This is a genomic window from Enterobacter sp. Li2LvB3 (genome assembly GCF_056156645.1).
On sequence record NZ_JBSICG010000009.1, the window covers coordinates 144,756 to 167,932 of the forward strand.

At 50.7% G+C, this 23,177-nt stretch carries 17 protein-coding genes, 1 tRNA gene and 1 pseudogene; 11 read left to right on the forward strand and 8 right to left on the reverse strand.

Going from position 1 to position 23,177, the window contains the following annotated elements; genetic code table 11:
- Positions 1 to 35 precede the first annotated feature (35 nt).
- Positions 36 to 2,861: a KGGVGR-motif variant AAA ATPase gene (locus ACS603_RS09790; protein WP_474944163.1), complete on the reverse strand. Its 2,826-nt coding sequence runs from the start codon at positions 2,859 to 2,861 to the stop codon at positions 36 to 38.
- A gap of 9 nt (positions 2,862 to 2,870) precedes the next feature.
- Positions 2,871 to 3,323 carry a hypothetical protein gene (locus tag ACS603_RS09795; RefSeq protein ID WP_474944164.1) on the reverse strand — a complete coding sequence of 151 codons (453 nt, stop codon included), beginning with the start codon at positions 3,321 to 3,323 and terminating at the stop codon, positions 2,871 to 2,873.
- A gap of 381 nt (positions 3,324 to 3,704) precedes the next feature.
- Here ACS603_RS09795 and ACS603_RS09800 point away from each other — a divergent pair.
- The 4 genes and pseudogenes from ACS603_RS09800 to rutR all read left to right on the forward strand — a co-directional run bounded on the left by ACS603_RS09800 (position 3,705) and on the right by rutR (position 6,941).
- Positions 3,705 to 4,937 (forward strand): annotated as a pseudogene (locus tag ACS603_RS09800) (IS30 family transposase).
- Positions 4,938 to 5,192: 255 nt separating this feature from the next.
- Complete coding sequence (locus ACS603_RS09805) at positions 5,193 to 5,462, forward strand: hypothetical protein (protein ID WP_474944165.1); 270 nt, start codon at positions 5,193 to 5,195, stop codon at positions 5,460 to 5,462.
- Complete coding sequence (locus ACS603_RS09810; RefSeq protein WP_474944166.1) at positions 5,407 to 6,012, forward strand: hypothetical protein; 606 nt, start codon at positions 5,407 to 5,409, stop codon at positions 6,010 to 6,012. Before ACS603_RS09805 ends, ACS603_RS09810 begins: the two co-directional genes overlap by 56 nt.
- Before the next feature lie 290 nt (positions 6,013 to 6,302).
- Positions 6,303 to 6,941 carry an HTH-type transcriptional regulator RutR gene (gene rutR, locus ACS603_RS09815; protein ID WP_014069718.1) on the forward strand — a complete coding sequence of 213 codons (639 nt, stop codon included), beginning with the start codon at positions 6,303 to 6,305 and terminating at the stop codon, positions 6,939 to 6,941.
- A 75-nt stretch (positions 6,942 to 7,016) separates the two neighbouring features.
- Here the strand turns inward: rutR and ACS603_RS09820 are convergent, their stop codons facing one another.
- A complete protein-coding gene (locus ACS603_RS09820; RefSeq protein ID WP_474944170.1) occupies positions 7,017 to 7,418 on the reverse strand; it encodes a lysozyme inhibitor LprI family protein in 402 nt (133 codons plus the stop codon).
- A gap of 101 nt (positions 7,419 to 7,519) precedes the next feature.
- Entirely contained in the window at positions 7,520 to 11,479 is a 3,960-nt protein-coding gene (gene putA / locus ACS603_RS09825; RefSeq protein WP_474944167.1) for a trifunctional transcriptional regulator/proline dehydrogenase/L-glutamate gamma-semialdehyde dehydrogenase, read from the reverse strand.
- A 422-nt stretch (positions 11,480 to 11,901) separates the two neighbouring features.
- Between putA and putP the strand changes: the two genes are divergently transcribed.
- Positions 11,902 to 13,410, forward strand: a complete 1,509-nt coding sequence (putP, locus tag ACS603_RS09830; RefSeq protein ID WP_182060410.1) for a sodium/proline symporter PutP — start codon at positions 11,902 to 11,904, stop codon at positions 13,408 to 13,410.
- Positions 13,411 to 13,525: 115 nt separating this feature from the next.
- Positions 13,526 to 13,945, forward strand: a complete 420-nt coding sequence (locus ACS603_RS09835; RefSeq protein ID WP_315688298.1) for a DUF3574 domain-containing protein — start codon at positions 13,526 to 13,528, stop codon at positions 13,943 to 13,945.
- Between the two features lie 82 nt (positions 13,946 to 14,027).
- Here the strand turns inward: ACS603_RS09835 and ACS603_RS09840 are convergent, their stop codons facing one another.
- Positions 14,028 to 15,212: a NupC/NupG family nucleoside CNT transporter gene (locus ACS603_RS09840; protein ID WP_182060412.1), complete on the reverse strand. Its 1,185-nt coding sequence runs from the start codon at positions 15,210 to 15,212 to the stop codon at positions 14,028 to 14,030.
- A 251-nt stretch (positions 15,213 to 15,463) separates the two neighbouring features.
- Between ACS603_RS09840 and efeU the strand changes: the two genes are divergently transcribed.
- The 4 genes from efeU to phoH all read left to right on the forward strand — a co-directional run bounded on the left by efeU (position 15,464) and on the right by phoH (position 20,045).
- Complete coding sequence (gene efeU / locus ACS603_RS09845; protein WP_182060413.1) at positions 15,464 to 16,297, forward strand: iron uptake transporter permease EfeU; 834 nt, start codon at positions 15,464 to 15,466, stop codon at positions 16,295 to 16,297.
- Between the two features lie 43 nt (positions 16,298 to 16,340).
- Positions 16,341 to 17,468, forward strand: a complete 1,128-nt coding sequence (gene efeO, locus ACS603_RS09850) for an iron uptake system protein EfeO (RefSeq protein ID WP_182060414.1) — start codon at positions 16,341 to 16,343, stop codon at positions 17,466 to 17,468.
- A 5-nt stretch (positions 17,469 to 17,473) separates the two neighbouring features.
- Complete coding sequence (gene efeB, locus ACS603_RS09855) at positions 17,474 to 18,757, forward strand: iron uptake transporter deferrochelatase/peroxidase subunit (RefSeq protein ID WP_474944171.1); 1,284 nt, start codon at positions 17,474 to 17,476, stop codon at positions 18,755 to 18,757.
- A gap of 499 nt (positions 18,758 to 19,256) precedes the next feature.
- Positions 19,257 to 20,045 carry a phosphate starvation-inducible protein PhoH gene (gene phoH, locus ACS603_RS09860; RefSeq protein WP_182063551.1) on the forward strand — a complete coding sequence of 263 codons (789 nt, stop codon included), beginning with the start codon at positions 19,257 to 19,259 and terminating at the stop codon, positions 20,043 to 20,045.
- 295 nt (positions 20,046 to 20,340) lie between these two features.
- Here phoH and ACS603_RS09865 read toward each other — a convergent pair.
- The 3 genes from ACS603_RS09865 to ACS603_RS09875 all read right to left on the reverse strand — a co-directional run bounded on the left by ACS603_RS09865 (position 20,341) and on the right by ACS603_RS09875 (position 22,134).
- Positions 20,341 to 20,428, reverse strand: a tRNA-Ser gene (locus ACS603_RS09865).
- A gap of 147 nt (positions 20,429 to 20,575) precedes the next feature.
- Positions 20,576 to 21,253 (reverse strand): isochorismatase family protein, encoded by a 678-nt coding sequence (locus tag ACS603_RS09870; RefSeq protein WP_014069728.1) that lies wholly within the window; start codon positions 21,251 to 21,253, stop codon positions 20,576 to 20,578.
- 20 nt (positions 21,254 to 21,273) lie between these two features.
- Positions 21,274 to 22,134 (reverse strand): pirin family protein, encoded by an 861-nt coding sequence (locus tag ACS603_RS09875; protein ID WP_182060415.1) that lies wholly within the window; start codon positions 22,132 to 22,134, stop codon positions 21,274 to 21,276.
- Between the two features lie 110 nt (positions 22,135 to 22,244).
- Here ACS603_RS09875 and ACS603_RS09880 point away from each other — a divergent pair, with 110 nt between their 5' ends.
- Positions 22,245 to 23,150 carry a LysR family transcriptional regulator gene (locus ACS603_RS09880; RefSeq protein WP_474944168.1) on the forward strand — a complete coding sequence of 302 codons (906 nt, stop codon included), beginning with the start codon at positions 22,245 to 22,247 and terminating at the stop codon, positions 23,148 to 23,150.
- The last annotated feature ends 27 nt before the right edge of the window (positions 23,151 to 23,177 follow it).

The window sequence follows — 23,177 nt, forward strand, 5'->3', positions numbered from 1 at the left end:
CACACAGCCACAAAAGTTTTAGAGGGCTTTAATAATTAAACCCCAAGGTAGTTTGTATATAAATATGCAATGCTATATCTATTTTTATTACCTACCATGTAAGTTGTTATTATTTTAGTGGCAATAAGAACTTGTTTCAATTGATCTACAGTGCTGCCACTTATACTTTCTTCTTCTTTGTTATTCTCTTTTATTTCCAGAATCAACTTATCAAATGAAGATTCATCAAGCCAATTTCTCTTAAACTTTGGATTGATTTTGTTTTGTGAAAAGTCCGCACAGAAGTATTTAATAAACTCATTTCCTTGTTCATTCCAAAGGTCTTCGAGATATTTCACTACAGCATTTTTGCGAACAATCTTGCTTGTACAATAAGCTAACCCTATGATCGCGTCCTTTCTAAACCCTTTATTTGGATCTTGCTCTTTTTGCTCATTTATAGCATTTATAAGTAAATCTATAAACGGCCTCAAGTTTACTGTTTTATCGGCACTTTGTATGTTTCTGTATAAGTCAATATAGGCAGTGCTCATTGTTCTATTATTTTTAGGCCTTGGATAGCCAAAGAAAGAATTGATAATCGGCTCTATTATCCCACTATCCAAAGGCAATTGATTATGCACCTTAGATTTGACTAATAATTTTTTATTTATTGACTCTAAGAGATAAGGGCTAATTCTGTTTTCACCTAAGAATTCTAAAAACTCATCATGAGCATAGTTAAAAACAATTTTCAAAAAGAAAGAAAATATCTCATCTTGAGACCACTCTAAATTAATAGTCTTGTTGGAAAATGCGTTTTTGTTTGTTAGGTTACCTAAACGATCATATAAGTCACGTCTTAAAAACAACTTAGGATGAATATTAGAATAAGGGAATCTCACGGCTAACTTTACCAGTGGAGAGATAACAAAATCCCAAATCGCTGGCTTCACTATATTATCTAACTGATCGAAAGTAATCACTAGACGCCTATCATCCTTTCTAAGGATAACATTTGCTTGATTTAAATCCTTCTCAATTAATTCTATATTTGAATCATTTTTTATGATTTCCAAGATCTTGCCGATAGCCGTTGGTTTTATTAATGAAACTAATAGATTCTTATTTTCAGTTTCGAAACCACCTCTGGTGAAGAGAGAGTTCCAAATAAAGAACAGCCAGAATTTTTTAACGAAAATCTCATTCTTTAATTCATCCGGATTAAACAAAAATTCGAAGTTATCCTTATCAAAGTTTGTGATATTGATGACACTATAGTTTAAATGTTTTTTCTGAGATTTAATAATCAGATTTTCAAAAAAACTCTCAATTTGTAGAGCTTTATAGAAAGCTGTTTTCCCAGTACCTTTATCTCCCAAGAGAATGTTCTTTTCCGGGATAAGAAAATCTTCCATACATGGACGTAGATAAAAATCTCTTTCCATATACTCTGGAGTGTAAGCAATATTTTCTGCGTATAAATCAGGCAACTTGCTGTTGACTTTTTCTAAAATTGAGTCTTGCAAATTAAAAACATCACCTGGAACATGAGAAGGTGAAGAATTTACATGAGTGTATATTTCAGTCTTACTCTCAGCCTCAAGTTCGGTCACAGGTTGAACTTCAGTTTCCGTTTGTGAAACTATAGATGAATGTATCTCATAGCTATCAGCGGTATTATAATCACTTTCAATGTTATTACTAAATGAACATACCACATCAAGAATGGTTCTGAAAAATCTATGATATTGAGCAGGTCCAATATCACCGTTCAGGAAATCATTCAAATCGCTTGGATCTTCACTTTCAGTCCCTACTTTTTCTAAGACATCAAGCCTATTGAAGTAAAAGGTATCGGGCTTGTCTTCCTGTTCGAATAAGCTTGAAATATATTTATTAAAATTATCGAAACGCTTACTAAAATTACTGCTAATTATTGATAAAATAATGCTTGAGCTTATTTTGTTTTTATTAATAATGTTGGCGGTATATTCAACGCCTGGCTGGTTTTGGATATCATCCCCACCTAAAAATACTATGTGGGTAGAAATGCTTGCTAACGCACCAAATACGTTATTAAATCCAGTTCTTGAATCGACTAAGATGACATCCGGTGAGTAATTATTGTTAATGTCATCTATTAACTCAGAGAGGATTAATTGTAATGCATCACCTTGAAGATCGACCTTTGCAATACCTTCCAAGTAGCTGACTACATTTTTAAAATCAAAAAGAATGTTACCTGCAGACATCAAGTTAATTGAGCCCTCGCCGGAATATGTGCTTTCTATGCCAAAAACATAATCCTTAAGTTCTGTTTTAGAGGAAAAAGCCCGATCGTTTAAATACTCAATAAGCCCGCTTCTGTTATTGTCACTTTGAGAACTATTGAAGAAATTCAACAAACCAGGAGCTTCAAAATCACAATCCACTACAAATACATTTTTTCCCTGTTTAGCTAAATAGGAAGCTGTCAGCGCTAAAGAAGTTGTTCTCCCGACACCACCTTTATAACTATAAAAGGTAATTAAATTTTTCTTGCTTAACGGCTTTTCTTCTTGATTTAAATCCAGTAATGAGTTCAATGATCTACGCAAACCTAAAAAATAGGACCCTCCTTCAAACTTCGATATAAAAAGTTCATCTTTAGAATCTTCTACAGATAAATAATGGAATTTAATTTTTTTATCAATAAAGTAATCAATGTCAAACGAGCTTAAGTTAAGCATTTTTAACTCATTAATTTCATTGCTTACAATATAAACATTTATTAACCCATTCACTCTCATTTCGATAAAGAAATTATTTATTTCACCTCTGTTTTTTTTGATTTTTAATTCTTTGTCTAGTTTTTCAATGAACTCTATTGATTTTAACATTTTTCATCCTTAAATTTTAGAAGCGAAATTAACTGCATGATTAAAAAACAAGGTAACATCATGCTGTGATCTTTGTACATTTTCATATCTGTAATTGGGACCCCAACCATCTATCAAATTGTTAATTAATTCATCGTCACTTCTTGAAGTGAAATCTGTGAATTTAACTTCAAGCTTGTTTTGCAATTCAAGTAAATCATGAATCAAAAACTTATTTTTTTTATCAAATCCTAATGCTTCACAACTTGCATGATTCACTTCCTCGGCAGATGGGTGTCCATAGAATTCTAAAATCAAATATTTTAAAGAACACTCTAATATATACCCAGACAAATAGTAAAAGTTAGATAATAACCTGATGCGTTGCTGGCTGTTTTCTGGACATGTTTCCATTTGCTTACTTATTATTTCACAAGTGTACTTATGTCTTCTCGCTGAAAATAAAAAATCTTCATATCTCACTGTTATGACCCTTAGGTATCTAAGCTTCCTACTAATTAGTTTATCAAATATCTATACTGATAAACCACATCTATATGTTTAATGAATTTACTATAAAATTAAGGGGGTAGTCTATAAGCGCCAACTCATTCTTGCGACTTTAAACTAAATTCGTATCGTCGTCAGGTTTGAATGGTGCATGATATTGGGTCAGGTTCACTGCTAGCGTGATGTCAATTGACATATTTACTGCATAAGAAGTGCTACTTTCAGAACCAGCTATTCTTCATCTGTGGAGACCAGCCTAAAAACGTCGCTGATGTGCAGAGCTCCAATGTCCGCTTCTGGCTGTGAGTGCAACCGATGAATGCAATACTATCCTTAATCAAGCGGGACGTTGCCATGAAACGAAGAGCTCGGATTTACTATACGCCAGAGCAGAAGCAACTATCTGGGACAGGTAGAAGCAAGGTGAGTCCCTGCATGATATCGCCTGAATGTTCGACAGATATCATTCTTCTATTATGCCCACTATCCACCAGATTGGTGGATATCGTCCCCCTGTACGAAGCGGTATCCGTTAGCTCTTTCACTTGATGGAGGAGAGGAAATATCCAGAGCGCTGGTAGCAAAAATCAGCATTAGAGCGATCGCAAACAAACTACCGAGAGAACGCTCAACGATTAGCCGCGAGATCGAGAGGCACGGTGGTGAAAACAATACCGTGCATCAAAAGCGGATACTGCAGCATGGGACAATGCTCTGGGACCAACACCTTGAAAGCTGATTGAAAAGCTCCACACTGTGTCAAATCATCGCAGAGAAGATGCATCAGGACTGGTCGCAGGAAAAAATCGCCGGTTGGCTGAAATACTGTCCGGATAATCAGGAAATGCATGTGTCACACGAAACGACATATAAAACGTTTTTACACAAACCCGAGGTGCATTAAAAATAGAATTGCAGTAATGCCTCAGAAGCGGAAGAGTCGCGCGTAGATCCAGAGCATCATCGCTTAAAGGGAAAGGGAAAGGGAAAGGGAAAGGGAAAGGGAAAGGGAAAGGGAAAGGGAAAGGGAAAGGGAAAGGGAAAGGGAAAGGGAAAGGGAAAGGGTCGATCCAGGATGCAATATCTGTCAGCGAAAGACCAACTGAAGCCGCAGACAGAGGCATTCCGGGTCACTGTGAAGGTGACCTGAACCAGGGCTCAAAAAACTACGATATTGTCACTCTGGTAGAGCACCATTCCCGCTTTGTTATGCTGGCCACAACCCGTGACAACAAGACCATAACGGTTATTTCAGCGCTCACCAAACAAGCACGAGAATTGCCTACCGAGCTTGTTAAAACAATAACATGGGATCGTTGCGTTGAAATGACAAGCCACACTCGATTAACTGTAGTGACAGACATTCAGATTTACTTCTGCGACCCTCAATCCCCCTAGCAACGCGGCTCAAATGAAAAAACGAACAGATTGCTCAGGCAGTATTTTCCAAAAGGAACTGACTTATCGGTTCACTGCCAGCAAAGACTAAACAGTTTTGCCAGACAGCTCAACGAAAGGCTGAGAAAAACACTGAACTATGAGTCACCCGCAGAACGACTCAATAAGTGTGTTGCATCCATCGGTTGAACTTACAACATGAAGCGGACAATTCAGCTGATCTGAAGGTCTGCTGTAAGCGAGGAACAGGTGGTAACTTCGTAGGGAATAATTAGCTTTGAAAGTAAATGGTTTTTTAATTTTGAATTTACACATGCAACAAAGTTTGGCTGAACTAAAATAAGAATGTTGAGGCCAGTTTTAAAATTTTTTACAAAGGGTGGTTGTTCTGTTCAACTTGGCTTAACAATTGCTCAATATCAAATCGCCGAATAGGGGGCTAGCTTGACAAATGAAACATTGACTGCTGGGAAAGAGGACGGTGTCCACAATGAATTCCAGCATAAAATAATGTCTGTCAGTGAGGAAGTTAGCATTACTTTGTTGCTTAATGACGTTAGTAAGAGGCTTTCGGCAATCGAATTGTCGTTAGCAACACCATCAGATTCAAAGCCGTCTAAACCATTTTTGGCCATTGATGTATTAAAGGTATTACTTGGTGGTTGGCCAGCATTTGGTTTTATTTTTTTTGATATTGTTTTACTTTCCACTTAGAGATGCTCTTAATGCCATTCCTGCCAAAGTGAATTCTGCAACAGAAATTGGAATAATGGGGATATCTCTAAAGTCAACAATTCAAATGGAAGCGGAAAGATTGGGCTCAGGTTATCTATCCGGTGCAATTCCAAATTTATCCACAGCCGAAATTAAAAATTTATTGCTTCAAACACAGTCAGGCTATGGTGGGCTTATCATTACTACTGCTAATTATGAAACGAAGTTAACCACGGGTGTGATTTTCCCAACAAAAGTGACGATTGATGCCTTTATTAAACTCGAGCATAAAGGGTTAATAGAGTTAACTGGTGATTGGAAAGATACAGCAGATAAAACATATGATGTTATTGAAAAATTTAAATCTAATCACCCAGGAATAACAAAGCCAGGTGACAGCAATGCCGATGAACTCTGGGCACTATCTAAACCCGATAATATACATGACCTGCCAACACTGACCTGGCGTATAACCGCACTGGGTAGTAAAGCTATTGAGATCATTGTCCAATCGGTTGCAAAAGAATTAAATCCGTCACCTAAAAACTAAATTCGTAGGATGCTCATACACACAAATATAGTGGTTACCCTAAGCGCCATATAGAAACCACAGCTATAGCGCCATCCGAGCATATTACGACTTATTCATAATGCGAATAGCCTGCTCTTGGCACGAAGCAACTGGTCTAAAAGACCGTAGCGCCACCTATAAATTCGCTCCCGGCCACACACAACTCTTTCCCTTCTTTGCATTAGCTCAACCCCCGTGGCCTACACCCAAAATGTCGAGACAACCCACCGCATTTGCTATGCTATGGCAAACCAATAAGGAGAGCGCAGATGACACAAGGTGCAGTGAAAACACCAGGTAAACGTTCGCAGGCGGTGAGTGCGAAAAAGCAGGCCATTCTGGGCGCGGCGCTGGATACGTTTTCGCAGTTTGGTATCCACGGCACGCGGCTGGAGCAGGTGGCAGAGCGGGCAGGGGTGTCAAAAACCAATCTGCTGTACTACTACCCGTCAAAAGAGGTGCTCTACGTTGCGGTGCTGCAACAGATCCTCGATATCTGGCTGGCACCGCTCAAGGCGTTTCGCGAAGAGTTCACCCCGCTGGTGGCGATTAAAGAGTACATCCGCCTCAAGCTTGAGGTATCCCGCGACTACCCGCAGGCGTCACGCCTGTTCTGCCTTGAGATGTTGCAGGGCGCACCGTTGCTGAAAACCGAGCTAACCGGGGATTTAAAACAGCTGGTGGACGATAAATCGGCGATCATTGCCGGGTGGGTCGCCAGCGGTAAACTGGCACCGGTAGAGCCGCATCATCTTATCTTTATGATTTGGGCCTCCACTCAGCACTATGCTGACTTTTCGGCCCAGGTCGAAGCGGTGACCGGCAAAACACTTCAGGATGAAACCTTCTTCCAGAACACGCTGGAAAACGTGCAGCGGATGATTATCGAAGGGATCCGCGTACGCTAATTCCCCTCACCCCAGCCCTCTCCCAGGGGGAGAGGGAGTTGTCTGTGCTCGTATTTTTGTGGGGATCCCTCACCCCTATTGGGAGAGGGCCGGGGGAAGAGGGCAGCTCAAATCGCCTTCTTCACACTGCATCATGGAAGCAAGATACGCTTCGCGCTCGACGGTTTTCTCCGTCATACACTGGTTGATGATCATGGGCTGCACGCTGCCGCCCTCTGTACCCGACCCGACAAAAGTACAATCCGCATCACGCAGGGTGATCCACGCCAGCTGTGCCTTCTTTAACAGATCGCGCTGTGGCGCTGCCGCACGTTTCATGGCGGCCTGGTAAGTCTGGTTGAGCTTCTTGTCTGCCGCCTGGTATTGCGATCCCGTGCAGGTGTTCAGCTCAAGCTGCGTGCTGGCGTTGCCGCACTCATCCGCCAGTGCGCTGGTGCTCAGCAGTAACGCGCCTGCGGCAATCAGTAATCGTTTCATCATTTGCTCCCTGTAAAAAAGCCGGATGCGCTGCGCTTATCCGGCCTGTGGTGACAGATGTCGCCCCGGTAAGCTTAGCGCCACCGGGGGATTTTACACGATTAACCGATGGTCATCAGGCTGGCGTTACCCCCTGCAGCCGCGGTATTGACGCTGAGCGAACGCTCAACGTACAGGCGCTCCAGCAGCAGGTTGGTTTCGCCACGGGCAAAGCCCTGCACCGACACAATCGGCCCACTACGCGCTGCTACCTGTTCGCACAGTTCGCGCAGCTGGTCGGAATCACCGTGGTAAATAACCGCTTCGAAGTCCTGGCTGAGCAGCTCATCGGCTTTCGCAAAGTGGATACGCCCAGACACCGCTTTCGGCAACTGCTTCGCCAGGTCGCGGTGTAGCGTATCTTCCGGCCACAACACTTCACAACCCGTTGCCGCTGCGGCAGCCAGCTGTACCAGCGCATCCTGCTCGTTATCCGCCACGCACAGCACACGCTCACGTGGCATCAGCGTCCAGGTGTTGCGCTCGCCGGTTGGCCCTGGCAGCAGACGCTGCGTACCCGCCTGCGCCAGCTCGCCGTACTGCTGAGCAATAGCACGCAGTTCAGGACGTTTTTCCGCCCAGGTAATCAGTGCTTCCAGCGGCTGGGTCAGCACGGCTTTCAGCTGCGCATCCACAGGGCGTTCTGCATCCTGACGCGCCAGCGTCACGCCCAGTGCATTTTCCGGGCGGTTAGCCAGCAGGCGATACAGATACAGCGGGCCACCGGCTTTCGGACCAGTACCGGATAACCCTTCGCCGCCGAACGGCTGCACGCCGACCACGGCACCCACCATGTTGCGGTTCACGTACAGGTTGCCCACTTTGGCGCTGCCGGTTACCTGGGCAATGGTTTCGTCGATACGGGTATGCACACCGAGCGTCAGGCCATAGCCGGAGGCATTGATCTGCTCGATCAGCTGATCCAGGTTGTTACGGTTGTAACGCACCACGTGCAGCACCGGGCCAAAGACCTCTTTTTTCAGTTCATCGAAGCTTGCCAGTTCAATCAGCGTTGGCGGAACGAAGGTGCCGTTCTGCCACTCGCGCGCGTCTTCACTGTTTTCACGCACGGCCTGGAACACCGGGCGGCCTTTGGCGCGCATCGTCTGAATGTGGTTTTCGATGTTGCCTTTGGCTTCTTCATCAATCACCGGGCCAATATCCGTGGTCAGGCGACCCGGGTTACCCATGCGGCATTCTGCCATGGCACCACGCAGCATTTTCAGCGTGTGGTCTGCCACGTCATCCTGCAGACACAGCACGCGCAGCGCAGAGCAACGCTGACCTGCGCTGTCGAAAGCAGAGGCCAGCACGTCAACCACCACCTGCTCGGTCAGGGCGGACGAATCAACAATCATGGCGTTCATCCCGCCGGTTTCCGCAACCAGCGGCGTCGGGCGACCCTGCGCATCCAGGCGCGTGGCGATGTTACGTTGCAGCAGCGTCGCCACTTCGGTCGAGCCGGTGAACATCACGCCGCGCACGCGGTTATCGGAGGTCAGTTGCGCACCCACCGTTTCACCACGGCCAGGCAGCAACTGCACCACGCCCGCCGGAACACCGGCTTCAAGCAGGATGTTGATCCCCTGGGCTGCAATCAGCGGGGTCTGTTCCGCCGGTTTAGCCAGCACGCTATTACCGGCGGCTAGTGCGGCCGCAATCTGGCCGGTGAAGATCGCCAGCGGGAAGTTCCACGGGCTGATACACACCACCGGGCCAAGCGGGCGGTGCGTTTCGTTATCAAAATCATCGCGAACCTGGCCGGCGTAATAATGCAGGAAGTCCACCGCTTCGCGCACTTCGGCAATGGCGTTGCTGAAGGTTTTACCCGCTTCACGCACCAGAATACCGATAAGCTGCTGCATCTGATCTTCCATCAGCACGGCAGCACGCTCAAGGATGGCGGCACGCTCCTGCGGCGGAGTGGCGAACCAGATTGGCGCGTTATTCACGGCGCTGTCGATAGCCTGGGACACTTCCTGCTCGCTGGCTTCACGCACGTAACCGACCACATCTTTCGGCTCTGCCGGGTTAACCACGGGCTGCATTTCGCCATCAGCCACCGGCTGCTCAAGAATAGGTTTGGCCTGCCATTTATGCAGCGCGCTGTTGAGCAGTGCAGAAGAGAGCGACGCCAGACGGTGTTCGTTCGCCAGGTCCAGGCCTGACGAGTTCACGCGGCCCTGGCCATACAGCTCGCGCGGCAGGGCAATCTTCGGATGCGGCAGACCCAGCTGACCTTCCTGAGCGGCCATTTTCTCAACCGCCTGCACCGGATCGGCAACCAGCTCATCCAGCGGCAGCGTGGTGTCGGCAATACGGTTAACGAAGGAGGTGTTCGCGCCGTTTTCCAGCAGACGACGCACCAGGTACGCCAGCAGGGTTTCGTGTGTGCCCACCGGGGCATAAATACGGCACGGACGGTTCAGTTTGCCATCCGCCACTTTACCGGTGACCTGCTCGTACAGCGGTTCACCCATGCCGTGCAGGCACTGGAACTCGTACTGACCCGGATAGTAGTTCTGCCCGGCCAGGCTGTAGATAGCCGCCAGAGTGTGGGCGTTGTGGGTGGCGAACTGCGGGTAAATCAGGTTCGGCACGCCAAGCAGTTTTTTGGCGCAGGCGAGGTAAGACACGTCGGTGTACACCTTGCGGGTATAGACCGGATACCCTTCCAGGCCATCCATCTGTGCGCGTTTGATTTCGCTGTCCCAGTACGCACCTTTCACCAGACGGATCATCAGGCGACGACGGCTGCGGGTTGCGAGGTCAATCAGGTAATCAATGACGAACGGGCAGCGCTTCTGATAGGCCTGAATCACAAAGCCAATGCCGTTCCAGCCTGCCAGTTCAGGTTCGAAGCACAGTTTTTCCAGCAGATCGAGGGAGATCTCCAGGCGGTCGGCTTCTTCGGCGTCGATGTTGATACCAATGTCATACTGACGCGCCAGCAGGGTCAGGGACTTCAGACGCGGGTAGAGTTCGTCCATCACGCGGTCGTACTGGGCGCGGCTGTAGCGCGGGTGCAGGGCAGACAGCTTAATAGAGATGCCCGGGCCTTCGTAAATTCCACGGCCATTGGAGGCTTTACCGATAGCGTGGATCGCCTGCTGGTAAGACACCATATACGCCTGTGCATCGGCGGCGGTCAGGGCCGCTTCGCCCAGCATGTCGTAAGAGTAGCGGAAACCTTTGTCTTCCAGCTTACGGGCATTCGCCAGCGCTTCGGCAATGGTTTCCCCGGTTACGAACTGTTCGCCCATCAGGCGCATCGCCATGTCCACACCTTTGCGGATCAGCGGTTCACCGCTCTTGCCGATGATGCGGTTCAGGGAAAGAGAGAGGTTGGCTTCGTTATGGGTAGACACCAGCTTGCCGGTAAACAGCAGGCCCCAGGTGGCGGCGTTAACGAACAGCGACGGGCTGCGGCCAATGTGTGACTGCCAGTTACCGTTGCTGATTTTGTCGCGGATCAGCGCATCGCGGGTGGCTTTATCCGGAATACGCAGCAGCGCTTCCGCCAGGCACATCAGCGCCACGCCTTCCTGTGAGGAGAGCGAAAACTCCTGGAGCAGGCTCTGTACCATACCGGCGCGGCCAGAGGCAGTTTTCTGGTTACGCAGCTTTTCAGCAAGCTGATATGCCAGCTTGTGCGCCTGAGTGGCGATGGGTTCCGGCAGGCGGGCCTGCTCCAGCAGCATAGGGACGGCGTCGGTTTCGGCGCGGCGGTAAGCGCCGGTGATCGCAGCGCGGCTCACGGACTGCGGCAGGATCTGCTCGGCAAATTCGAGGAACGGCTGGTGGTTCTCTTCGGCGGCGGCAGATTCTTCGCTTTCATTGGCCGCACCGCTCAGCAGGGCTGGCAGCTCTGGTAATTCGTCTTCGTTTTCCAGTCTTTCCAGATAATTAAAAATTGCCTGCTTAATTAACCAGTGCGGTGTGCGGTCAATGCGGGTTGCTGCGGTTTTAATCCGTTCGCGGGTTGCGTCATCCAGCTTAACCCCCATGGTGGTCATGCCCATGCCAAAACTCCTGTTGTTCTGTGTTCGTGTTCTGTTGATAGCGTGAAATATCCACCATGTTGCAACTTTGTGCAACCGTGTTAAATGTGACACGGTTTGCAAGCTTGGAAATGAATGGATTGTTAATGGATGGTTAGCTGGAAAAAATAGCTGGCTTATGGTGCGAAAGCCTGTTTTTATGCGGCACTTAACACTTTTGAAAGGTGCAACCCGTAAAAGCGTGAGCGAGTGCAACCTATACGAAAGACGTATAAAACCAGGGATGAATTTGATGTAAATGCAGTGTTAAATCGTTTGTGTGCGAGCACTGCTTCCGGCAGGATACGCGCGGCCAACAGAAATACACATCATCATCACCCCGTTCCGGTGATGTAATAAAAGACAGCCGGGAAGGTTGTCGATCAAATTATTGGAGTCTTTAAATGGCAATTAGCACACCGATGCTGGTGACATTTCTTATCTATATTTTTGGCATGATCCTGATAGGTTTTTTGGCCTGGCGATCAACGAAGAACTTTGACGACTATATTCTGGGCGGGCGCAGTTTAGGGCCGATGGTAACCGCACTCTCTGCGGGCGCATCGGACATGAGCGGCTGGCTGCTGATGGGCTTACCGGGTGCGATTTTCATCTCCGGTATTTCAGAAAGCTGGATCGCGATTGGCCTGACCCTGGGCGCATGGATTAACTGGAAGCTGGTGGCGGGCCGCCTGCGCGTGCATACCGAGGCGAACAACAATGCCCTGACCCTGCCGGATTACTTCTCCGGGCGCTTTGAAGATAACAGCCGCGTGCTGCGTATTATCTCGGCTCTGGTTATCCTGGTGTTCTTCACCATCTATTGTGCTTCCGGCATTGTGGCCGGTGCGCGTCTGTTCGAAAGCACCTTCGGCATGAGCTATGAAACGGCGCTGTGGGCCGGTGCGGCGGCGACGATCCTGTATACCTTCGTGGGCGGTTTCCTGGCAGTGAGCTGGACTGACACCGTACAGGCGAGCCTGATGATCTTCGCGCTTATCCTGACGCCAGTGATTGTGATTTTCACCGTCGGCGGCTTTGCGGACTCCCTGGAAGTTATTAAACAAAAGAGCATCGAAAACGTCGATATGCTGAAAGGACTGAACTTTGTCGCGATTGTATCGCTGATGGGTTGGGGCCTGGGCTACTTCGGTCAGCCGCATATTCTGGCGCGCTTTATGGCCGCTGATTCTCACCACACCATTGTTCATGCGCGTCGTATCAGTATGACCTGGATGATCCTCTGCCTGGCAGGGGCGTGTGCGGTAGGCTTCTTCGGTATCGCGTACTTCAACAATAACCCGGCGCAGGCGGGTGCGGTGAACCAGAACGCCGAGCGCGTGTTTATCGAGCTGGCGCAAATTCTGTTTAACCCGTGGATTGCCGGTATTCTGCTGTCGGCGATTCTGGCGGCGGTGATGTCGACCCTGAGCTGCCAGCTGCTGGTGTGCTCCAGTGCCATTACGGAAGACCTGTACAAAGCGTTCCTGCGTAAAGATGCGAGCCAGAAAGAGCTGGTGTGGGTAGGGCGCTTTATGGTGCTGGTGGTGGCATTGATTGCCATTGCGCTGGCAGCCAACCCGAGCAACCGTGTTCTGGGCCTGGTAAGCTATGCGTGGGCGGGCTTTGGTGCCGCGTTTGGCCCGGTAGTGCTGTTCTCGGTACTGTGGTCACGCATGACCCGTAACGGCGCGCTGGCTGGCATGATTATTGGTGCGGTGACGGTTATCGTCTGGAAACAGTTCGCGTGGCTGGGCCTGTACGAAATCATCCCTGGCTTTATCTTCGGCAGCGTCGGGATCGTGGTGTTCAGCCTGCTGGGCAAAGCACCGTCTGCGGCGATGCAAAAACGCTTTGCAGAAGCGGACGCGCATTACCACACGGCACCGCCATCAAAATTACAGCCTGAATAAGTAGTACCTCCCTCCTGTAGGCCGGGTAAGCGCAAGCGCCACCCGGCTTTTTTCTTGCTAAATTCCGCAATTTACGCTGATATCGCTGTGCTTATAACAATGAGGATAGCGAAGTATGACAATCAAAACAGGGCTTATGGTAGCGGCACTTTTCATGCTGGCAGGCTGTAATGCACCGGCGCACAACACCACAGACACCACCTGCAAAGTGGATAACCAGATGCAGCAAACCACGCTCTATTTCGGGCTGAGCCGCCCGGCAGGGAAAGACATTACCGGCCAGGAGTGGCAGCAGTTTGTTGACCAGGACGTAACCCCGCGCTTTCGCGATGGCCTGACGGTATTTGATGCCCGTGGGCAGTGGCTGGGTAACGACGGGAAAGTGGCGCGTGAGCAGAGCAAGGCGCTGATGCTGATCCACGGTAAGGATGCCGCGAGTGAGCAGAATATCGAAGCGTTACGTGGGCTCTACAAGTCACGCTTTGCGCAGGAATCGGTGATGCGTGTCGATCAGCCGGTGTGCGTACAGTTTTAATGAAAAACGGCGGGGAAACCCGCCGTTGTTGTTGCGTAGGCCCGTGCAAGCGAAGCGCCGCCGGGCACAAACGGCTCAAAAATTACAACACTAATCCCGCAAAGCTCGCCGACAGCAAACTGACCAGTGTCGCACCGTACACCAGACGCAACCCGAAGCGGGACACGGTGTTCCCCTGCTGTTCATTCAGGCCCTTAATGGCGCCTGCAACAATGCCGATAGAAGCAAAGTTGGCGAAAGAGACCAGGAACACGGACAAGATACCCAGACCGCGCGGGGTCATCTGGTGCGCAATTTTTTGCAGCTCGATCATCGCCACAAATTCATTGGCAACCAGCTTCGTGGCCATAATACTGCCCGCATTTAAGGCATCACTCAGTGGAATACCAATCAGCCACGCCAGAGGATAAAACACATAACCCAGGATCTGCTGGAAGCTCATACCAAATACGCTGGAGAACAGGGCGTTGACCGCGCTAATAAGCGCGATAAAGCCAATCAGCATAGCCAGAATAATCATCGCCACTTTAAAACCGGCCAGAATATACTCACCCAGCATTTCAAAGAAGCTCTGGGATTCGTGCATTTTTTCCAGTTTGATATCCGGCTCCGCTTCCGGGCGCGCCGGGTTGATGACGGAGAGAATAATAAAGGTGCTGAGCATATTGAGAATGAGCGCCGCGACGACAAATTTTGCATCCAGCATGGTCATATACGCGCCGACAATCGATAACGACACGGTAGACATCGCGGTGGCGGCCATCGTAAACAGACGGCGGGAGGAGAGGTCGCCCAGGATCCCTTTGTAAGCAATGAAGTTTTCAGACTGCCCGAGGATCAGTGAACTGACGGCGTTAAAGGACTCCAGTTTCCCCATCCCGTTCACTTTCGACAGCAATGTCCCGATAATGCGAATAAACACAGGCAGAATTCGCCAGTGCTGGAGAATACCAATCAGCGCCGAAATAAAAATAATCGGGCAAAGAACGCCGAGGAAAATGAACGCCAGCCCTTTTTCACCCATTCCGCCAAAGACGAAATTCGTCCCTTCTGAGGCAAATTTAAGCAGCGATTCAAAGAAGCCAGAGACATATTTAATCAGGAAAAGACCGCTTTCGGCATGAAGGAAAAAGAATGCCAGGGCAATCTCAATAATAATAAGCTGTAAAACGAAGCGAATACGAATTTTTCGGCGGTCAAAACTCACCAGCCAGGCAAGCGCAAGAATAATCACCAGCGCCAGCAGGAAGTGGATAATATTATACATGGTTAGTTTTCAGTTGGTTTTCGAGTCACATATTTAGCCACAGCTGTGTTTAACCGTAAATGGGCATTTACGTTATAAGTTATAAACACAACGATAACGACGGAAACTATTAACAGGCGAGCGGTTTACATCTCTTCATCAAAACACAGCACATTTCGCTTGTGTTTCTCTTCTCCGTAATGATAATCACTATCACAAGAATTTACCTTTCTTTGCATCAGTTGACTGCGATTAACAATTAAGGTGTCGGCATGTTTGTTCCATTTCTCATTATGTTACGTGAAGGCCTTGAAGCAGCCTTAATCGTGAGCCTTATCGCAAGCTACCTGAAGCGAACCCAGCGCGGACGCTGGATTGGCGTGATGTGGATTGGCGTTTTCCTCGCCGCGGCGCTCTGCCTTGGGCTTGGCATCCTCATCAACGAAACCACCGGTGAGTTCCCGCAGAAAGAGCAAGAGCTGTTCGAAGGCATCGTTGCCGTTATTGCGGTGGTGATCCTGACCTGGATGGTGTTCTGGATGCGCAAAGTGTCCCGTAACGTGAAAGTTCAGCTGGAGCAGGCGGTCGATAACGCCCTGCAAAAAAGCAACAACCACGGCTGGGCGCTGATCATGATGGTCTTTTTCGCCGTTGCGCGTGAAGGCCTGGAATCGGTCTTTTTCCTGCTGGCTGCGTTCCAGCAGGATGTGGGGATCTGGCCGCCGCTTGGCGCAATGCTGGGGCTGGCAACGGCGGTGGTGCTCGGTTTCCTGCTGTACTGGGGCGGTATTCGCCTGAACCTGGGCGTGTTCTTCAAGTGGACGAGCCTGTTTATTCTGCTGGTTGCCGCAGGGCTGGCCGCGGGCGCAATCCGCGCCTTCCACGAAGCGGGGCTGTGGAACCACTTCCAGGATGTCGCGTTTGACCTGAGCAATGTGCTCTCTACGCACTCCCTGACCGGAACCCTGCTCGAAGGGATCTTCGGGTATCAGGAGACACCGAGCGTCAGCGAAGTGGCGATGTACTTTATCTATCTGGTTCCGGCGCTGGTGCTGTTCGCACTGCCGCCGCGTGCCCGCACCCAGGCGTCGCATACCGCGCCGTAATGGGTTTGGTGTAGTTACAACATACTTTTAAAAGGGAAGAGTCATGGCAATTCAGTTCCGTCGTAGTGCGTTACGCGCAGGCATTGCCGCGCTGTTCGCTTCTGCATTCTCCGCGCAGGCAGCCGATATTCCGCAGGTTAAAATCACTGTGAATGACAAACAGTGTGAGCCGATGAGCGTCACGGTGAACAGCGGTAAAACGCAGTTTATTATTCAGAACCACAGCCAGAAAGCGCTGGAATGGGAAATCCTCAAAGGCGTGATGGTCGTGGAAGAGCGTGAAAACATCGCCCCGGGCTTTAGCCAGAAAATGACGGCTAACCTGCAACCTGGCGAATACGACATGACCTGTGGCCTGCTGACCAACCCGAAAGGCAAGCTGATTGTTAAAGGTGAAGCCACGGCGGATGCTGCGAAAGGCGAAGCCCTGCTGAGCCTGGGCGACGCGATTACCGCCTATAAAGCCTATGTCACCAAAGAGACGGCGGACCTGGTTGCAGGCACCAAAGCCTTTACCGATGCGGTGAAAGCGGGCGATCTCGAAAAAGCGAAATCCCTGTATGCGCCAACCCGTCAGCACTACGAGCGTATTGAACCTATTGCTGAACTGTTCTCTGACCTGGATGGCAGCATTGATGCCCGTGAAGATGACTACGAGCAGAAAGCCGCCGATCCTAAGTTCACCGGTTTCCACCGTCTGGAAAAAGCGCTGTTTGGCGATAACTCCACCAAAGGGATGGAGAAGTACGCTGAGCAACTGAACACCGACGTGCTGGAGCTGCAAAAACGTATTAGCGAGCTGGCTTTCCCGCCATCTAAAGTGGTGGGCGGCGCAGCGGGTCTGATTGAAGAAGTGGCGGCGAGCAAAATCAGCGGTGAAGAAGACCGTTACAGCCACACTGACCTGTGGGACTTCCAGGCCAACGTCGATGGCGCGCAGAAAATTGTCTCTCTGCTGCGTCCGCAGTTGCAGAAAGAGAACAGCGAGCTGCTGGCGAAAGTGGATGCCAACTTCAAGAAAGTCGACACCATTCTGGCGAAATATCGCACCAAAGACGGCTTCGAAACCTACGACAAACTGACCGATGCTGACCGTAATGCGCTGAAAGGCCCAATTACGACCCTGGCAGAAGATCTGTCTCAGCTGCGTGGCGTACTGGGTCTGGACTAAGCATGATGAACAAGCAAGACGAGTTCGACGTAGCTGAACCTTCGCGACGTCGTTTACTGAAAGGGGTAGGGGCGCTGGGTGGCGCACTTGCCCTGGCAGGTGGATGCCCGGTGGCCCATGCGGCTAAACCGCAAAGTGCTCCCGGCACGGTATCCCCCAATGCCCGAATGGAAACGCAGCCTTTCTATGGCGCGCACCAGTCGGGCATTCTGACGCCGCAGCAGGCTTCCATGATGCTGGTGGCGTTTGATTCGCTGGCCAGTGATAAAGCCGACCTGGAGCGCCTGTTTCGCCTGCTGACAACGCGTATCGCGTTTCTCACCGCAGGCGGCCCGGCACCGCAAACGCCTAACCCGCGTCTTCCGCCGATGGACTCCGGTATTCTGGGGCCGTTTATCGCCCCGGATAACCTGACCATTACCGTGTCGCTGGGTGAGTCGCTGTTCGATGAACGCTATGGCCTGACGAAGCACAAACCGAAATCGCTGCAAAAAATGACGCGATTCCCGAATGATTCGCTTGATGCGGCGCTGTGCCACGGCGATCTGCTTCTTCAGATTTGTGCGAACACGCAGGATACGGTGATCCACGCCCTGCGCGATATCATCAAGCACACGCCGGATCTGCTGAGTGTGCGCTGGAAGCGGGAAGGATTTATCTCTGACCACGCTGCGCGCAGCAAAGGGAAGGAGACACCGGTCAACCTGCTTGGCTTTAAGGATGGCACTGCCAACCCGGACAGCAGCAATGCTGCATTGATGAAAGATGTGGTCTGGGTGACGGCCGATCAGGGCGAGCCTGCGTGGGCCGTTGGCGGCAGCTATCAGGCGGTGCGTATTATTCAGTTCCACGTGGAGTTCTGGGATCGCACGCCGCTCAAAGAGCAGCAGACCATTTTTGGCCGCGACAAGCAAAGCGGTGCGCCGCTGGGCATGAAAAACGAGCACGATGTGCCTGATTACAGCGCCGACCCGAACGGTGACACCATCGCGCTGGACAGCCATATTCGCCTGGCGAACCCGCGTACCAAAGAGACGCAATCCAGCCTGATGATGCGCCGTGGTTACAGCTATTCGCTGGGGGTGACCAACTCTGGTCAGCTGGATATGGGGCTGCTGTTTGTCTGTTATCAGCATGACCTGGAGAAGGGCTTCTTAACCGTGCAGAAGCGGTTAAATGGTGAAGCGCTGGAAGAGTACATTAAGCCTGTCGGCGGCGGCTATTTCTTTGCCCTGCCTGGGCCGCGCGACCAAAACGCGTATCTCGCTCAAGGGCTTATTGAAGCCTGATAATTGTCCCTGCGATAGTTCGCGGGGACATTATTTTTTCATATGACTATCCATCTGTTATATTTCTGTAATATTCCTGTATGAGACTGATTTCACCTGTAGGGACAGTCTTAAAGTTGCATCAAAGTAAAATAAATGTTGCATTTATGATAAACCTTGATGTACTTAATATAAGACAGCGGTAGTTCCCGGCAGTGATGCTGAATCACTATGGAGATCGCGAATGGTTGCGTCCTATACTGGACATGGTAAACATAACAACCGCAGCACCCGGCGCGGAGGCTCAGACTCCGGCAGCGATTTCCTCACCACTAAATTCTCCTCATCTTCTCCAGAATCTCCTTCGACCGACGTGCAAAATGGTGCGCGTAGCCGTTCTGTATCGTCATCCGATAAAGCAAGCAATGGCTTACAAGGAAGCCAACCCTCTGATGTTCGTGCGCATAATCGTGCTGAAACTGGCGCGTGTGATGAATACCAACAACTCAAGGTGCTATCCATGGGAAGACAAAAAGCAGTGATCAAAGCTCGTCGCGAAGCAAAACGTGTGCTGAGACGGGATTCACGTAGCCATAAACAACGTGAAGAAGAATCGGTCACCTCGCTTGTGCAGATGAGTGGCGTTGAAGCAATTGGCATGGCGCGGGACAGCCGTGATACTTCTCCAATTGTGGCGCGCAATGAAGCTCAGGCGCACTACCTGAATGCTATCGAGAGTAAACAGCTCATCTTTGCAACCGGTGAAGCCGGATGCGGGAAAACCTGGATTAGTGCAGCCAAAGCGGCGGAGGCTCTGATCCATAAGGACGTGGACAGGATTATTGTCACCCGTCCGGTACTGCAAGCTGATGAAGATCTCGGCTTCTTGCCCGGAGACATTTCGGAAAAGTTTGCCCCGTACTTCAGGCCCGTCTACGACGTGCTGGTGAAACGACTGGGTGCATCCTTTATGCAGTACTGCCTGCGACCAGAGATTGGCAAGGTGGAAATCGCGCCGTTCGCCTATATGCGCGGACGTACATTTGAAAATGCGGTCGTGATTCTTGACGAGGCTCAGAACGTGACTGCTGCGCAAATGAAGATGTTCTTAACACGCCTCGGGGAAAATGTGACGGTTATCGTCAACGGCGATATTACCCAATGCGATCTGCCATCCGGTGTGAAATCTGGCCTGAGCGATGCGATGTCACGTTTTGAGGAAGATGAGATGATTGGGGTGGTTCGCTTTACCAAAGATGACTGCGTGCGGTCGGCCCTTTGCCAGCGCACGCTGAACGCGTACTACTGAGTTAGCTGTTGTGTTCAAGGCCCGGGAGACCGGGCTTTGTTTTTTGTGTTTTTTTATTCCCTCTCCCTTAGGGAGAGGGTTAGGGTGAGGGGCTCAGACCGCACCGGGTCGCATATAGCACCGGGGGGGATTGACTCGCTTCGCTCACCCTTCGGGCAGCCTGTTCGCTGCGCTCTCAGTCTGTCCAACTGGCTATCGCCAGTTGTCGAACCCCGGTCGGGGATTCTCATCCCCCCCTTTCGGAGAATATAAAAGAAAAAAGCCCGTACTTTCGTACGAGCTCTCATCTCAAATATGGCGGTGAGGGGGGGATTCGAACCCCCGATACGTTGCCGTATACACACTTTCCAGGCGTGCTCCTTCAGCCACTCGGACACCTCACCATATTGTATTGCTGCCTGACCGCTTGGGGGGCAACGGGGCGCTACTATAGGGAGTTGCGCTAAAACGGTCAAGCAGATTTTCTGCTTTAGTGCTTGTTCGGTTAAGCAATAATCAGCTCCACGGTGTTTATGCCGTGGAGCGAGTCATTACCGCTGTGAATCGAGCACTTCGCTGTGCTTCACCACGTCCTGCGCTTTGCTGTAACTCTCAATCAGCAACTGATAAGCAGGGAAGATGTGTGTGTACACCTCAGCCCACTCGGCGGCATCTTCACGGTTCCATGTGCGCTGAATTTCAGATGCGACAGCCGCCGTATCCATCGGCACAACACCCGCCTGTACCACACGGGCCAGAGTTATCTCCTGGGCCATTTTGCTGTAGGTGCCTGACGCATCAATAACCGCAAACACTTTATAGCCGTCGGCCACCGCGCTGATTGACGGAAACGCCATGCAAACACTGGTGATGGTGCCCGCAATGATCAGTGTCTTGCGTCCGGTCGCCTTAACGGCAGCGACAAACTCCGGGTTGTCCCAGGCGTTGATTTCGCCTTTACGTGCCACATATTGCGCATGAGGCGCATTAGCGTGGATCTCCGGGATCAGCGGGCCGTTCGGCCCCTGTGGAACGGACGCGGTAGTAATCACCGGGATCTTCGCCAGGGTCGCGATTTTTGCCAGCGCTGCCGCACGGGCACGCAGTTCCGGCATCGGCATATCACCAACGGTCTGGAATAGCCCGCTCTGATGATCAATAAGCAACATGACCGCATCGTTCACATCAATGACCGGGCGTGCTCCATTAAAATTCGCAGGTGTAGACATTTTCTTCTCCTTTATTACGATCAGATCTGGCCGAAGCGGCCTGAGTTAAAATCGCTAATGGCTTCAGCGATTTCGGCTTTACTGTTCATCACAAATGGGCCATAGCCCACAATCGGCTCATTCAGCGGTTCCCCGGCCATCAGCAGCACTTTGGCATCACGGCTAGCTTCCAGATGCAGCTTCTCTCCTTGCTGACTCAGGACGACAAGCTGAGCTTCTCCCGCCTGCGCAGTGCCGTTTACCGTGACGTTGCCTTCAAGCACAACCAGTGCGGTGCTCCAGCCTTCGGGCAGATTGAGCGTAAGGTGGCTTCCCTGACGCAGCGTGATGTCCCATACATTCAGTGGTGAGAACGTATGTGCAGGGCCAGTGACGTCACCGTATCGCCCGGCGATAACGCGCAGGTCGCCGCCGTTATCAGGTAATGCCACCACTGGGATCGTGTCGCGGGTGATGCTCTGATACCCCGGTGCCGCCATTTTGTCTTTAGCGGGCAGGTTGACCCACAGCTGCATCATCTTGAGCTCGCCCCCTTTCTGCGCAAAACCACTGGAGTGGAACTCCTCGTGCAGAATGCCGGAGCCGGCAGTCATCCACTGCACATCACCGGGGCCAATTACGCCGCCTTTACCGGTTGAATCGCGATGCTCTACTTCGCCGGAATAAACGATAGTGACCGTTTCAAACCCGCGATGAGGGTGTTCCCCCACGCCACGTTTTTCGCCATCCGCCGGGAAGGTATGCGGGCCAGCGTAATCCAGCAGCAGGAATGGGCTGAGCGGCTCGCCGTGAGTCTGGTAAGAGAACATTGAACGAACCGGAAACCCATCACCAACCCAGTGCTGACGCGGTGCGGTATAAACGCCTGTAACATTTTTCATGGCTATCTCCTGATGTTCTGTTGATGTTTATTAGCTTATATTCAGGTTTAATATCCCGGTAGGCAGTGAAAATGACATTCACTGTTCTTTAAATGGAACGATGAGGTTTTATGCAGGATCTCAATGACTTCGTGTGGTTTGTGAAGGTGGTCGACTACGGCGGTTTCGCGGCTGCCGGGCGGGCGCTCGATCAGCCAAAATCAAAACTGAGCCGCCGCATCGCCCAGCTTGAAGAGCGGCTCGGGGTGCGGTTAATCCAGCGCACCACGCGCCAGTTTACCGTTACCGAAGTGGGCCAGACCTTTTATCAACACTGTAAAGCGATGCTGGTGGAAGCCGAGGCGGCGGAAGAGGCGGTCGCTGCATTGCAGGCTGAGCCGCGCGGTATTGTCAGGATCACCTGCCCGGTGACATTGCTGCACGTACACGTGGGGCCGATGCTGGCGCGCTTTATGGCAAAATATCCGGGAATTAACCTCCAGCTTGAAGCCACCAATCGTCGCGTGGATCTGGTGGGCGAGGGGATCGATATCGCAATCCGCGTGCGTCCGCGTCCGTTTGATGACAGCGACCTGGTTTTACGGGTGCTTGCCGACAGGGGGCACTGTCTGGTGGCCGGGCCTGATTTGATTCAGCGTATGGGGAAACCGGTTATGCCCTCAGAGCTGAGCCAATGGCCGGGGTTGAGTATGGGGGAAGGGAGGCAGGTTCATAAATGGGATTTGACCGGCCCGCAGGGGGCAAAAGCGGAGATTCACTATGCCCCGCGTTTTATCACGACCGATATGCTGGCCCTGCGGGAAGCGGCAATGGCTGGTGTGGGCGTGGTGCAGCTTCCTATTTTGATGGTGAAAGACCAGCTTGCAACAGGGGCGCTGGTTCGTGTGCTGGATGAATGGGAGCCACGCCGGGAAGTCATTCATGCGGTGTATCCGTCAAGGCGCGGGCTATTGCCATCGGTGAGGACGCTGGTGGATTTTCTGACGGATGAGTATGCGCGGATGGTGGAGGAGTAGTAGTTCCCTCTCCCTTGGGGAGAGGGA

What these genes read in the sequence shown, in the direction of transcription:
- ACS603_RS09790 (WP_474944163.1), bottom strand. Translation starts at nt 2,861, where the DNA reads ATGTTAAAATCAATAGAGTTCATTGAAAAACTAGACAAAGAATTAAAA.
- rutR (WP_014069718.1), top strand. Translation starts at nt 6,303, where the DNA reads ATGACACAAGGTGCAGTGAAAACACCAGGTAAACGTTCGCAGGCGGTG.
- ACS603_RS09820 (WP_474944170.1), bottom strand. Translation starts at nt 7,418, where the DNA reads ATGAAACGATTACTGATTGCCGCAGGCGCGTTACTGCTGAGCACCAGC.
- putA (WP_474944167.1), bottom strand. Translation starts at nt 11,479, where the DNA reads ATGGGCATGACCACCATGGGGGTTAAGCTGGATGACGCAACCCGCGAA.
- putP (WP_182060410.1), top strand. Translation starts at nt 11,902, where the DNA reads ATGGCAATTAGCACACCGATGCTGGTGACATTTCTTATCTATATTTTT.
- ACS603_RS09835 (WP_315688298.1), top strand. Translation starts at nt 13,526, where the DNA reads ATGACAATCAAAACAGGGCTTATGGTAGCGGCACTTTTCATGCTGGCA.
- ACS603_RS09840 (WP_182060412.1), bottom strand. Translation starts at nt 15,212, where the DNA reads ATGTATAATATTATCCACTTCCTGCTGGCGCTGGTGATTATTCTTGCG.
- efeU (WP_182060413.1), top strand. Translation starts at nt 15,464, where the DNA reads ATGTTTGTTCCATTTCTCATTATGTTACGTGAAGGCCTTGAAGCAGCC.
- efeO (WP_182060414.1), top strand. Translation starts at nt 16,341, where the DNA reads ATGGCAATTCAGTTCCGTCGTAGTGCGTTACGCGCAGGCATTGCCGCG.
- efeB (WP_474944171.1), top strand. Translation starts at nt 17,474, where the DNA reads ATGAACAAGCAAGACGAGTTCGACGTAGCTGAACCTTCGCGACGTCGT.
- phoH (WP_182063551.1), top strand. Translation starts at nt 19,257, where the DNA reads ATGGGAAGACAAAAAGCAGTGATCAAAGCTCGTCGCGAAGCAAAACGT.
- ACS603_RS09870 (WP_014069728.1), bottom strand. Translation starts at nt 21,253, where the DNA reads ATGTCTACACCTGCGAATTTTAATGGAGCACGCCCGGTCATTGATGTG.
- ACS603_RS09875 (WP_182060415.1), bottom strand. Translation starts at nt 22,134, where the DNA reads ATGAAAAATGTTACAGGCGTTTATACCGCACCGCGTCAGCACTGGGTT.
- ACS603_RS09880 (WP_474944168.1), top strand. Translation starts at nt 22,245, where the DNA reads ATGCAGGATCTCAATGACTTCGTGTGGTTTGTGAAGGTGGTCGACTAC.